Origin of the sequence: Sphaerisporangium siamense (assembly GCF_014205275.1) — a bacterium.
Lineage (GTDB): Bacteria > Actinomycetota > Actinomycetes > Streptosporangiales > Streptosporangiaceae > Sphaerisporangium > Sphaerisporangium siamense.
In genome coordinates this window covers 3,466,473-3,479,187 of record NZ_JACHND010000001.1, presented here as the reverse complement: position 1 = coordinate 3,479,187, position 12,715 = coordinate 3,466,473, and the positions used below count along the sequence as shown (strand labels likewise).

The following is a 12,715-nucleotide window of genomic DNA, read 5'->3' as shown; positions in this document are numbered from 1 at the left end:
ACCCGCGCGGCTCCGCTCATCGCAGGGCCGCCCCCGGCGGCCGTGCGACGGCCGCGGAGCCGAGCACCTGCTGGGTGATCTCCCAGAGGACGTGGTAGACGGTCGTCTGCGCCTCCTGGATGCGGTGCACCGACGAGGAGGGCACGACGAACAGGTGGTCGAGCACGTCGAGCTCGGCCAGCTCGGCCAGCCGTCCGCCCTGATAGCCGGCCAGGCCCGCCGTCAGCATGTCCCTGCGGCTGGCCTCCTGGAACGCCTGCACGAGGTTGAGCGAGCCGCCGCTCGTCGACAGGCCGACGGCCATGTCGCCGGGCCGTCCGAGGGCCGCGATCTGGCGCGCGAAGACGATGTCGAACCCGACGTCGTTGGACAGGGCGGTCACGACGGCGACGTCCGTGGTGAGCGAGAGCGCGGGCAGCGGCCGGCCGTAGGGCGGGTTCAGGTAGCAGGTCGCCATGTCCTGGGCGTCGGTGCTGCTGCCGCCGTTGCCGAACGTGAACAGCCTGCCGCCCGCGGCGAACCGCTGGGCCATCTCCTCGGCGCACGCGGCGAGCCGGTCGGCGTACATGTCCCCGACCTGGCGGCGCAGGCGCACGATCTCGTCGGCCTTCACCTCGGTGGACCAGATCGCGTGCGCGGCGGCGCGGCGCGCCTGGTCGCCGTCACCGGGCGGCGCGTCCGTCCGCGCGGCCGGGCCGCCGTACAGGAACGGGTACAGCCGGCGCACCGCCTCCGGGCGCGTCTCCTCAGCCATGCCCGCCCTGCCCGCCATGCCCGTGCCCCCTGGTGATGACGGCGATGGCCTCCTTGGCGTGCACGAGGACGGTGTCGCCGGGCCCGGCGTCGACCAGCGCGACGCTGACCTCCTCCTCGGCGCCCTCGATCTCCACCACGGCGAGGCCCGGCCCCGACGGCCGGACCACCCGGGCGGGCAGCGCCTCGTCCGAGCAGGTCAGGCAGGCGTCCGCGAGGCGGTTCACGCGCTCGTTCATCTCACCGCCTCCACATCCCGATCTCCCCCGCCCTCGGACGCGCGCCGGGCTCGTCCCGCCGCGCGCGCGGAGGTCTCGGGTTCACCGGTCTCGGACCCGGCGGACCCGGGCGGGACGGTCTGGGCGAAGAAGACATGGACCAGCTCCCACAGCACGTGGTAGGTCGTGACGTGGATTTCCTTCACCACCGCCGGGTCGCAGGACCTGGCGATCAGCGCCTGGTCGACGGCGGGGCTCCGCGCCACCGCGCCGCCGTCGCCGCCGAGCAGCGCCATCGTGTACAGGCCCAGCTCGCGGGCCGTCTCCAGCCCGCGCAGGACATTGGCGCACGCGCCGTCCGGCGAGATCCCGAGCGCGATGTCGGCCGGATCGGCCCAGTGGCGTATCTGGTGGGCGAACACCTCGGCGAAGCCCTCGCGGGCGGTCACGCCGGTGACCGTGGCGGAGTCGTTGCCGAGGGCCAAGGCCGGCAGCGCGCGCTTGCCCACGACGACCGGGTGCATGAACTCCACCGCGACGTGCGAGGCGTCCGTGCCCGCGCCGCCGTTGCCGAAGACGACGAGCTTCCCGCCCTGGTGGAACCGCGCCGCCATGTCACGGCACGCGCGCGCGATGCGCTCGGCGTCCTCCGCCAACCGGCGTCCCGCCGCGTCCCGCCGGGCGAAGGCCTCGCCGACGGCCAGGCGCGTGCTCGATGTCACAGGCATGTGTACGCTCCGTTATGTACCGTAGTCGCCAGGCTACGGTGCGTACACAGCGGACCGACACCCTACGCGGGACAACATGGAGTAAAGGGTTGATCGCCACACCTAGGCGGTCTCACCCCGGTACGCCCAGGGTGTCCGATCAACGATCTTCCCGCGGTCACTCCCAGGGGTGCGGCTGGGGCCGCGGCACGCTCCTCAGATGCCGGACGAACCAGTCGCGGGCCAGGCGCGCCACCTGCTCCAGCGCCCCGGGCTCCTCGAACAGGTGCGTGGCGCCGGCCACGACGGCGAAGGACGTCTCTCCGGGGATCATCTCCCTCGCCTCGCGGTTCAGCTCGATCACCACCGGGTCCAGCTCGCCGACGATCAGCAGGGTCGGCCGCGTCACCCTGCGCAGGTGGTCGCCCGCGAGGTCCGGGCGCCCGCCGCGCGACACGACGGCCTGCACCGTGGCGGGCCGCTCGGCCGCCGCCACCAGCGCCGCCGCCGCGCCGGTGCTGGCGCCGAAGAGGCCGGCGCCGAGCGAGGCGGTCGGCCCGTGCCCGCGCACCCAGTCCGTCACGGCGATCACCCGCTCCGCCAGCAGCCCGATGTCGAACCGCAGCCCCGCCGTGATCACGTCGACCCGCTCCTCCTCGGGGGTCAGCAGGTCCACCAGGACGGTCGCCAGGTTCGCGACCTGGAGGTCGGCCGCCACGCGGCGGTTGCGGGGGCTGTGCCGGCCGCTGCCGCTGCCGTGCGCGAAGACCACGACCCCGCGGGCGAAGGACGGCACGACGACGTCGGCCCCGAGGGCGACCCCGGCGGCGGGGATCTGGATGCTTTCGGTGACGGCCATCGGGTCCTCCTCGTGCCGGACGCGGCCCCCCGGTCAGGTGCGCGCCGGATAGGTCTCGGGCAGCTCGCCCTCGCTCCAGTGCGCCCTGCCGTCCAGGGGCTCCACGGCGCGGGTCTCGTCCACGTGGATGACGGCGTCGAACTGGTCGCGCAGGCGGGCGCGGAAGTAGTGGCTGCGCCGCTCCGAGCGCGGCCGGTAGACCGCGCCGACCATGCGCTCCAGGCGCGCCGAGCCCAGCACGTCCCCGCTGCGCGGCGCGAACCGGAACGCGGTGAGGAACTCCTTCTCCCCCGCCTCGTGGAACAGCTCCTCGACGCTGTCGGGCAGGGCGGGCCGCAGCCACCTGCGCTCGGCGGGGCCCTCCCAGCAGCCGGTCCCGGTCACCGTCCCCGTGTAGGTGGTGAGGCCGATGAGGCGGCAGTCCTCGCCGTGCCGCTCACGCACCAGGCCGCCGACGTTGATCTCGCCGCGGCAGGCCGCCTCGGTGGCGCGCGCGTCGCCGACGTGCGCGTTGTGCATCCACACGACGATCTTCGCCGGGCTGCCCCTGCGGTGGGAGAGGTTCTCCAGGATCGCGTCGAGGGTGTCGGCCATGTGACGGTCGCGCAGGTTCCACGCCGCGATGCGGCCCGAGAACATCGAACGGTAGTACTCGCGCGCCGACTCCAGCGCGCGCCTGCTCAGGTCGGGGTAGAACAGCTCGTCCTCGGCGAGCAGCCCCTGCCGCCGTTCGGACTCCGGCACCCGCCTGCGCAGGTCCACCAGGTGGCCGATCACGTCGCTCTCGCAGGCGTCCCCGGCGCCGCAGGCCGCCGTGAACCCGTACGCCTGGGCCTCACCGCTGCCCAGGTGGTCGAAGCAGCCGTACCGCTCCCGCGCGCGGGCCGCCGCCGACGGGTCGATCCGGTCCAGGTGGGCGACCACCTCGTGCATCGCCTTGTGGATGCCGTACAGGTCCAGCCCGTAGAACCTGGCCTTGTCATGGCACTCGCCGATCTCCCTGTCGTTGTGGTCGCGCAGCCACTGGACGAAGTCGAGCACCACCGCGTTGCGCCACATCCAGACCGGGAACCGCTGGAAGCCGCGCAGCGCCTCCTCGGCGGTGGCGTCGTGGCCGTGCCCCTGGACGTACCGGTTGACCCGGTAGGCGTCCGGCCAGTCGGCCTGGATCGCGACGGCGCAGAACCCCTTGTCCTCGATGAGCCGGCGGGTCATGGCCGCGCGCGCCGCGTAGAACTCGTGGGTGCCGTGAGAGGCGCCCCCGATGAGCACCAGGTGGGCGTCCCCCACCAGGTCGGCGAGCGCGTCCGCGTGCGGGACCCCGTCCTGCGTCGGGAGCGCCTCCGCGCGGACGGCCGTGATCTCCCCGGGCACCGGCGTCGAGGCCCTCGCGGGCAGCGACTCGGCCGAGGCGCGCAGCAGGTCGCGCACGTCCTCCACGGTGACCTCGGTGAAGTCCCAGTAGGACTGGTCGACGGCGAAGAACGGCGAGGGGGTGGTGGCGTAGACGACCTCGTCCGCCTCCGCGGCCAGTTCCTCGCAGGTGGCCTCCGCGACGGCGGGGACGGCGACCACGATGCGCACGGGACGCCGCCGGCGCAGCGCCTTGATGGCGGCGCGCAGGCCGGCCCCGGTGGTCATCCCGTCGTCGACGAGGATCACCACGCGGCCCTCGATCGTCCGCGGCGGGCGGTCCTGCCGGAAGTGCCGTTCCCAGCGGGGGATCTCGCGGCCCTCCCAGTCGGCGACGTGCTCGACCACCTCGGCGGGGATGGCCAGGCCGCGGATGACGTCGTCGTTGAGCGCGAGCACGCCGCCGCCCGCGACGGCGCCCATCGCCAGGTCCTCCTGGCCGGGCACGCCGAGCTTGCGCGCGAGGAAGACGTCGAGCGGGGCCCCGAGGGTTCTGGCCACCTCGTAGGCGATGGGGACGCCTCCGCGCGGCAGGGCGAGGACGAGGAGCGCCGGCTCGCCCCGGTAGCGGTCGAGCAGGCCCGCCAGCGCGCGGCCCGCGTCCCTGCGGTCGCGGAACAGGTGGTCGGACATGGGTGGCCCCCAACGTGCTCGGACGCGGGCCGCCCGGCGCACCTGCGCCACGGAGGCGCGCGCGGCGCCTCCCGGGCGGACCTGAGCCGTCCTTTCCGAGCCTACGCTTCCCGGGCGGCGGGAGCCTTCCCGCCGTGCCCCGGGGCCGTCTCGGGGGATCACCGGACGCGGCGAAGGTGGCATTTGACCGCCCAACAGCGAAATCCAGCGTAGTGTTCGGAAATACCTGACTCACCCGGCTTTATCGATCAATCCGAATATCGGGGGCCGCAACCCGGCGAGCGGCGGATACGGAATTGACACACGAAAGATCGGCACCGCATAATTACAGCGGCCCGGCGCCATACGCGACATCGAAAGACCGCCCGTCATCCCCGCGACATAAAAGCTTCACCCCCGAGCACGACGAACGGCCGGAATATCGTCCGGCGATCGGCGTACGTCTTTTTCGAGTGACCCTCCTGTAAGGCGGCGACCGGCGACACGGAATCGCACTCCGTCCGTCGTCCGGCCGCCGGGCGTCCGCCGGCCCCGCGCCGGTGGAATTCAGCGATATCGCGCCGACGGCATCACCCCACTGCGCACGGCCTTCCTGGCCGAGTAATCCGAGTGATCCCTTGTTCCCCCGTTCATTGCTTCAGGGATTGGTGGTGTGGGTTGTGACCGAGACAACCGATATAACGCCGGAGAACCAGGCCCAGCAGGCACTGGCCACCACGGCCGCCCGCAACCTGGCCACAACGACCAAATCGCAGCCCCAGATGCAGAACATCTCCTCGCGCTGGCTGCTGCGCATGCTCCCCTGGATCCACACCAGCGGCGGCACCTACCGCGTCAACCGCCGCCTGTCCTACGCCATCGGCGACGGCCGCCTCAGCTTCACCAGCCAAGGCACCGACATCCACGTCATCCCCCAAGAACTACGCGAACTCCCCCTGCTCCGCCACTTCGACGACGACGACACCCTCCACGCCCTCGCCCAACGCTTCACCCAAAACCAACACCAAACCGGCGAAACCATCACCCAAACCGGCCAACCCGCCGACCGCCTCATCCTCATCGCCCACGGCAAAGTCAACAAAATCGGCACCGGCCCCTACGGCGACAACACCATCCTCGCCACCCTCGCCGACGGCGACCACTACGGCGACCACACCCTCACCACCACCGGCGACACCACCTGGCAACACACCATCCAAGCCGTCACCCCCACCACAACCCTCACCCTCACCCGCCAAGACTTCCAACAACTCCTCGCCATCAACCCCACCCTCGCCACCCACCTCCAACAACACCAGAACACCCCCCACCACCCACAGAACAAACACGGCGAAGCCACCATCACCATCACCTCAGGCCACACCGGAGAACCCCACCTCCCCGGCACCTTCGTCGACTACGAAACCACCCCCCGCGAATACGAACTCTCCGTCGCCCAAACCATCCTCCGCATCCACACCCGCATCGCCGACCTCTACAACCACCCCATGAACCAAACCCACCAACAACTCCGCCTCACCATCGAAGCCCTCCGCGAACGCCAAGAACACGAACTCATCAACAACACCGACTTCGGCCTCCTCCACAACGCCGACCTCAAACAACGCATCCACACCCGCACCGGCCCCCCAACCCCCGACGACCTCGACGACCTGCTGGCGACCGTGTGGAAGGAGCCGGCGTTCTTCCTGGCGCACCCGCTCACCATCGCCGCCTTCGGCCGGGAGGCCAGCCGCCGCGGCGTCTACCCGCAGAGCACCGACCTGCACGGCCACGCCATCCCCTCCTGGCGCGGCGTCCCCCTGCTGCCCTGCAACAAGATCCCCATCACCGACACCCGCACCAGCAGCATCCTGCTGATGCGCACCGGCGAGCAGCACCAGGGCGTCATCGGCCTGTGGCAGACCGGCATCCCCGACGAGTACGAGCCCGGCCTGTCGGTCCGCTTCATGAACGTCAACGACCAGGCCATCATCAGCTACCTGGTCTCCACCTACTACTCGGCCGCCGTCCTGGTCCCCGACGCGCTCGGCATCCTGGAGAACGTCGAGATCGGCCACTGAGCCACGCCCGCCGACGCCGCCCGCGGGCCCGCACCGGGCCCGCGCCACGGCGTCCTTCCCTTGTCCTTTCCACGGATCGGTGGTGTGGGTTGTGACCGAGACAACCGATATAACGCCGGAGAACCAGGCCCAGCAGGCACTGGCCACCACGGCCGCCCGCAACCTGGCCACAACGACCAAATCGCAGCCCCAGATGCAGAACATCTCCTCGCGCTGGCTGCTGCGCATGCTCCCCTGGATCCACACCAGCGGCGGCACCTACCGCGTCAACCGCCGCCTGTCCTACGCCATCGGCGACGGCCGCCTCAGCTTCACCAGCCAAGGCACCGACATCCACGTCATCCCCCAAGAACTACGCGAACTCCCCCTGCTCCGCCACTTCGACGACGACGACACCCTCCACGCCCTCGCCCAACGCTTCACCCAAAACCAACACCAAACCGGCGAAACCATCACCCAAACCGGCCAACCCGCCGACCGCCTCATCCTCATCGCCCACGGCAAAGTCAACAAAATCGGCACCGGCCCCTACGGCGACAACACCATCCTCGCCACCCTCGCCGACGGCGACCACTACGGCGACCACACCCTCACCACCACCGGCGACACCACCTGGCAACACACCATCCAAGCCGTCACCCCCACCACAACCCTCACCCTCACCCGCCAAGACTTCCAACAACTCCTCGCCATCAACCCCACCCTCGCCACCCACCTCCAACAACACCAGAACACCCCCCACCACCCACAGAACAAACACGGCGAAGCCACCATCACCATCACCTCAGGCCACACCGGAGAACCCCACCTCCCCGGCACCTTCGTCGACTACGAAACCACCCCCCGCGAATACGAACTCTCCGTCGCCCAAACCATCCTCCGCATCCACACCCGCATCGCCGACCTCTACAACCACCCCATGAACCAAACCCACCAACAACTCCGCCTCACCATCGAAGCCCTCCGCGAACGCCAAGAACACGAACTCATCAACAACACCGACTTCGGCCTCCTCCACAACGCCGACCTCAAACAACGCATCCACACCCGCACCGGCCCCCCAACCCCCGACGACCTCGACGAGCTCCTCTGCCGGCGCAGGCGGTCACACCTGTTCCTGGCCCATCCGCTGACCATCGCCGCGTTCGGGCGCGAGTGCAGCCGCCGCGGCGTCTACCCGCAGACCACCGAGATCGACGGCCAGACCGTCGCGTCCTGGCGCGGCGTCCCGCTGCTGCCCTGCGACAAGATCCCGATCAGCGAGAGCCGCACGTCGTCGATCCTGGTCATGCGCACGGGGCAGGAGGACGAGGGCGTGATCGGCCTGTGGTACACGGGCCTGCCGGAGGAGTACGAGCCCGGGCTGTCGGTCCGCTTCATGAGCGTCAACGACCAGGCGGTCATCTCCTACCTGGTCTCCACCTACTACTCCGCGGCGGTCCTGGTGCCCGACGCGCTCGGCGTCCTGGAGAACGTCGAGATCGGCCACTGACCGGGGGCAGGGCCGGACTCCCCGGCCGCTTCAGCCGCTCAGTGAGGGCGCCAGGTTCCCGATGGCATGGCACCGATCGGTCCGGGCGCGTGTGATGAAGTCCACGACAGCTTTCCCGGCGCACCCGGCTTCCGGGGCGCGCCGGACGGAAAGGGGCGCGCATGGTCGAACTGACCACCACAGGGCGTCAGGCCCACGAAGTGCTGGCCTGGAGCCGCGACCAGGCCGGTCCGGCGCTGCGGGCCGCCGTCGAGTCGTTGCGCCCGTCGATGCGGCACGTCGCGGGCTACCACTTCGGCTGGCTGGACCGGCACGGCGCCCCGGCCGTGGGCGGCGGCGGCAAGGCCGTCCGCCCGGCGCTGGCCCTGCTCTCCGCCGAGGCCGTCGGCGCGGGCGCCGGTGCGGCGGTGCCCGCCGCGGTCGCCGTCGAGCTGGTGCACAACTTCTCGCTCCTGCACGACGACGTGATGGACGGCGACCTGACCCGGCGGCACCGGGCGACGGCGTGGAGCGTGTTCGGGATGAGCCCGGCGATCCTGGCCGGTGACGCCCTCCTCACGCTCGCCTTCGACGCGCTCGCCGCCAGCGGCCACCCCGCCGCCGCCGAGGGGGGCCGCCTGCTCGGGGCTACCGTCCTCGACCTGATCGACGGGCAGGGCGCCGACACCTCCTTCGAGACGCGCGGCGACGTCGGCCTCCAGGAATGCCTGAGCATGGCCGAGTCCAAGACCGGCGCGCTGCTCGGGGCCTCCTGCGCGCTCGGCGCGCTCTTCGGCGGGGCCGCGCCCGAGCGGGTAAAGCGCCTGCGGGCGTTCGGCGACCGCCTCGGCCTGGCGTTCCAGTTCGTGGACGATCTGCTCGGCATCTGGGGCGATCCCGCCGTCACGGGCAAGCCGATCCATTCCGATCTTCGCAACCGCAAGAAGTCGCTGCCCGTGGTCGCCGCCCTGTCCTCCGGGTCCCCGGCCGGCGACGAGCTGGCCGCCCTGTACGGCAGGGAGGAGCCGCCCGCGGGGCCGGATCTGGTGCGCGCCGCCGAGCTGGTCGAGCTGGCGGGCGGGCGCGCCTGGAGCACCCAGCAGGCCGGCGAGCTGCTGCGCGAGGCCCTGGGCCATCTGGCCGCGGCCTCACCCGTGCCGGGAGCCGCCGCCGAGCTGCGCGCGCTGGCCCACCTGATCACCCACCGCGACCACTGACCCGGCCCGGCGGGCCCTCGGGACCGCCTGGGCCGTCCGCGTCATCGCGGCCCCCTGCGCTGTCCGCGTCCTCGGGACCGCCTGGGCCGTCCGGGCCGGTGAGCGTGCGCAGGATGCGGTGCAGTGTCGCGAGGTCGGCGGGGTCGAGGGCGCGCAGCGGCGCGGGCGGCTCGCTCAGGATCGACTCCGCCAGCGCCGCGGCCCGCGCGCCCGCCTCGGTGATCGTGACGATCCTCTGGCGGCGGTCGCCGGGGTGCACCTCGCGCACGACCAGCCCGCGCCGCACCAGATCGTCCACGATCACGGTGGTGTACGGCGCGTCGGTGGCCAGGTCGGCGGCCAGCCGCCGCAGCGTCGCGGGCTCGGCGGCCAGGCGGCGCAGGGCCTTGGCCCTGACGAAGCTCATGTCGAGCGCGGCGCAGACCTGTCTGCGGCGGTCGTGCAGGTCGAGCACCATGGTCCGCATCTCGCGCCACACGCGCGCGGCCAGGTCCCCGGACGCCTCCGGGACACCGGAGGCGGTCATGACACGGCCTGGGGACGGGCGCCGTCCGCGACGAGGCAGGAGGCGGTGCGCTCCGCGGTGGCCTTCGCCCACCTGCCCGTGGTGAGCAGGCCGAGGACGAGCACCAGGGCGCCGTACCCCGCGACGATCCACCACCCGGCCCGGCTGGCGTGCGCGAAGCCCGCGCCCGGCGATCCGGCCATGCCGGAGGCCAGCACCGATCCGGCGATGGCCACGCCGAAGGACTGCCCGACCTGACGGCCGGTGGAGGCGATGGCCGCCGCCACCCCGGCCTGCGCGCGCGGCATGCCGGAGACCGCGGTGTTGGTGATGGGCGCGTTGGCCATGGCGAACCCGAGGCCGAACACGGCGTACCCGGCGAGCAGCCACGGCAGCGGGGTGTGCGCGGTGAGCGGCGTGAGCATGAGGCCGCCGGCGCAGATGCCGGCCCCCGCGACGACCAGAGGCGTCCGCGGGCCCCTGTCGCCGACCAGCTTCCCCGACAGAGGGGCGAAGATCACGGTCATCGCGGCGATCGGCAGCGTGCACAGGCCGGCGGACAGCGGGGACAGGCCGCGCACGTCCTGAAGGTAGAGCGTGTTGAGGAACAGGAAGCCGCCGAACGCGGCGAACACGCACAGCGCGATGGCCGAGGCGCCCGAGAAGGGGGCGCTGCGGAAGAAGCGCAGGTCGATGAGGGGTTCGCGCCGCCGGGGCTCGTAGGCGACGAACCCGGCGATCGCGGCCGCGGCGACGGCGAAGGACGCGATGATCAGCGGGGAGCCGAGGCCGAGGCCGGGGGCCTCGATGATGCCGTACGTCAGCGAGCCGAGCGCCAGGATGACCAGCACCTGCCCGACCGGGTCGACGCGGCGGGGGTGCGGGGCGCGGGATTCGGGGACGAACAGGGCGGTGAGCACGATCGCGGCGATCGCGACGGGCACGTTGATCCAGAAGATCGCGCGCCAGTCGGAGGTGTCCACCAGGGCGCCGCCGACGACCGGGCCGAGGGCCATGCTGACGCCGACCACGCCGCCCCACAGGCCGATCGCGCGGGCCCGCTCGCGGGGGTCGGTGAAGGTGTTCGTGATGATCGACATGGCGACCGGGTTGAGCATGGAGCCGCCGATCGCCTGGAGCACCCGGAAGGCGATCAGCCACCCGAGGCTGGGGGCGAGCCCGCACAGCAGCGAACCCACCGCGAAGATCACCAGGCCGAGCTGGAAGGTGCGCCGCCGTCCGATGCGGTCGGCCGTGGAGCCGGACAGCAACAAAAGGCCGGCGAGCACGAGGATGTAGGCGTCGACCGTCCACTGCATGCCGGAGACGGGGGCGTGCAGGTCGCGCTCGATGGCGGGCAGGGCGACGTTCACGATCGTGTTGTCCAGCCCGACGATCAGCAGGCTCATGCAGCAGATCGCCAGGATCAGGATTCGCCTGCGGCGGCTGGGTGCGGTCACGGCCCTCCACGATCGTTGTAGGAGTACAACGATTTCCACAGTACAACTCATGCCGACAATAGGCCGATTTATGCCTATGACCTGTTGCTACGCACACCCGTGGACGGGAAGGACGGTGGTCGTGGGGGCGTGCGACGGCCGGTCACCCGCGGCGGGCTCCGTCAAGGAATGCCGGCCGGGTGCCGCGCAGCGCGTTCGGGCCGGGCTCAGCCGTCGCCGCGCTCAGGGGGACAGCGGCCGGCCGCGGGCTCGTGGCTGTCCCCCACCCGCCGCGGCGCCCGTACCCCACCGAACCGCGGGTGAGCACGCCTCGGCGCTCAGGTCGCCGGGGAGGCCAGGCGGGCGGCCTTGTCGCGGATGGCGGTGATCTCGCTCGGCGCGATCTCCGCGGAGCGGCTGAGGAAGTCCAGGATCACGGCGAGCTGGTCGTCGGTGTAGGTGCCGAGGAACTCCTCCAGGCGGCGGGCGACGTCCCGCAGGCAGGCGTCGAGGGGCAGTTCCTCCTCGGGGACCGGCACGATGATCACGCGGCGCCGGTCCTCCGCGTCCCTGACCCTGCGGACGTGGCCGGGCTTCTCCAGGCGGTCGACGACGCCGGTGATGGCGCCGGTGGTGAGCCCGGTCAGCTCGGCGAGCTGTCCGGCCGTGATGGGGCCGGTGCGGCGCAGGATGTCCAGGCAGCGGGAGTCGGTGGCGTTCAACCCCAGCCGGTCGGCTACGACCTGGCTGCGCAGCACGGCTCCGGCCGTGTAGGAGCGTATCGCCTCGTGAACCAGGGCGAGCAGCTGCGAACGGGACTTCTCCGCCATTGGTATCCCATCCCATTTCCCTTGGCTAGCTGAAACGCTTTCCTTAGTGAGCTTAATTACCCTTCCACCAAGACAATACTTGCGCCACGATCTCCGAACGGCTACCCCCACTCCACCCCGTCCCCCGCCGACGGGCCGCACCGGGACACGTCGTCCCTCGTGCGACGGACACCGTTCAGCACATCGTCGACGCCTGAGGAGAGGCGTCGACGTGATCAGCAGCCGGCGGCGACTCGGCGAGCGGCCTCAGGGCGGGGTGTATCGGAGGCGGCGCCCGGCCGGAGCCGGCGCGGCCGGACGGCGCTCAGGCGGGGTGAGCGCGGCCGATCGCGCTCGCGACGCCCTTGCACAAGGCGACGGCGTCGTTGGCACCCACGCCCGTGCCCCAGTAGAGAGTGCCGCCGAGTTCGCACTCGACGTACACCGTGTGCACGGCCGGCCCGCCGGCGCCGGGGTGGCGGGCGCGGTCGAGTACCCGGACCTTGACCCCCTTCTCGCTCAGCGCGCCGATCAGCGCCGCGAGCGTCGGGTCGTCCGTGCACGATCCGCGCGTGTCGTCGCCGGTCAGCGCGGCCGGGGAAGCCGTGTCCAGGTCGCCCATCCGAAC

General features: G+C 71.8%; 12 protein-coding genes. 3 read left to right on the top strand and 9 right to left on the bottom strand.

All coding sequences use genetic code 11. From position 1 onward, the window contains the following. Window positions 1–16: 16 nt before the first annotated feature. The 5 genes from BJ982_RS15980 to BJ982_RS15960 form a co-directional block, all read right to left on the bottom strand. Entirely contained in the window at window positions 17–754 is a 738-nt protein-coding gene (locus BJ982_RS15980) for a D-sedoheptulose-7-phosphate isomerase (RefSeq protein ID WP_184880876.1), read from the bottom strand. Continuing rightward, window positions 747–992 carry a HypC/HybG/HupF family hydrogenase formation chaperone gene (locus tag BJ982_RS15975; RefSeq protein ID WP_184880874.1) on the bottom strand — a complete coding sequence of 82 codons (246 nt, stop codon included), beginning with the start codon at window positions 990–992 and terminating at the stop codon, window positions 747–749. Before BJ982_RS15975 ends, BJ982_RS15980 begins: the two co-directional genes overlap by 8 nt. Then, entirely contained in the window at window positions 989–1,699 is a 711-nt protein-coding gene (locus BJ982_RS15970; protein ID WP_184880872.1) for a D-sedoheptulose-7-phosphate isomerase, read from the bottom strand. The genes BJ982_RS15975 and BJ982_RS15970 overlap by 4 nt, the downstream gene beginning before the upstream one ends. Before the next feature lie 157 nt (window positions 1,700–1,856). After that, entirely contained in the window at window positions 1,857–2,537 is a 681-nt protein-coding gene (locus tag BJ982_RS15965; RefSeq protein ID WP_184880870.1) for a dienelactone hydrolase family protein, read from the bottom strand. A gap of 33 nt (window positions 2,538–2,570) precedes the next feature. Beyond that, window positions 2,571–4,583: an erythromycin esterase family protein gene (locus BJ982_RS15960; protein ID WP_184880868.1), complete on the bottom strand. Its 2,013-nt coding sequence runs from the start codon at window positions 4,581–4,583 to the stop codon at window positions 2,571–2,573. A gap of 659 nt (window positions 4,584–5,242) precedes the next feature. On the opposite strand from BJ982_RS15960, the gene BJ982_RS15955 reads away from it, so the two are divergent. From BJ982_RS15955 to BJ982_RS15945, 3 genes are all read left to right on the top strand, one after another. Continuing rightward, entirely contained in the window at window positions 5,243–6,646 is a 1,404-nt protein-coding gene (locus BJ982_RS15955; protein ID WP_311772275.1) for a family 2B encapsulin nanocompartment shell protein, read from the top strand. 91 nt (window positions 6,647–6,737) lie between these two features. Beyond that, window positions 6,738–8,138: a family 2B encapsulin nanocompartment shell protein gene (locus tag BJ982_RS15950; RefSeq protein WP_311772274.1), complete on the top strand. Its 1,401-nt coding sequence runs from the start codon at window positions 6,738–6,740 to the stop codon at window positions 8,136–8,138. A gap of 161 nt (window positions 8,139–8,299) precedes the next feature. Further along, entirely contained in the window at window positions 8,300–9,334 is a 1,035-nt protein-coding gene (locus tag BJ982_RS15945) for a family 2 encapsulin nanocompartment cargo protein polyprenyl transferase (RefSeq protein WP_184880866.1), read from the top strand. Here the strand turns inward: BJ982_RS15945 and BJ982_RS15940 are convergent. The 4 genes from BJ982_RS15940 to BJ982_RS15925 form a co-directional block, all read right to left on the bottom strand. Next, window positions 9,315–9,860, bottom strand: coding sequence for a MarR family winged helix-turn-helix transcriptional regulator (locus tag BJ982_RS15940; RefSeq protein WP_203959157.1), 546 nt, complete (start codon window positions 9,858–9,860; stop codon window positions 9,315–9,317). The two genes, BJ982_RS15945 and BJ982_RS15940, sit on opposite strands and share 20 nt — an antisense overlap. After that, window positions 9,857–11,299: an MFS transporter gene (locus tag BJ982_RS15935; protein ID WP_239123063.1), complete on the bottom strand. Its 1,443-nt coding sequence runs from the start codon at window positions 11,297–11,299 to the stop codon at window positions 9,857–9,859. The genes BJ982_RS15940 and BJ982_RS15935 overlap by 4 nt, the downstream gene beginning before the upstream one ends. A gap of 317 nt (window positions 11,300–11,616) precedes the next feature. Continuing rightward, a complete protein-coding gene (locus BJ982_RS15930; protein ID WP_184880862.1) occupies window positions 11,617–12,108 on the bottom strand; it encodes a MarR family winged helix-turn-helix transcriptional regulator in 492 nt (163 codons plus the stop codon). A 304-nt stretch (window positions 12,109–12,412) separates the two neighbouring features. Further along, window positions 12,413–12,709, bottom strand: coding sequence for a hypothetical protein (locus tag BJ982_RS15925; RefSeq protein ID WP_184880860.1), 297 nt, complete (start codon window positions 12,707–12,709; stop codon window positions 12,413–12,415). Window positions 12,710–12,715: the final 6 nt, after the last annotated feature.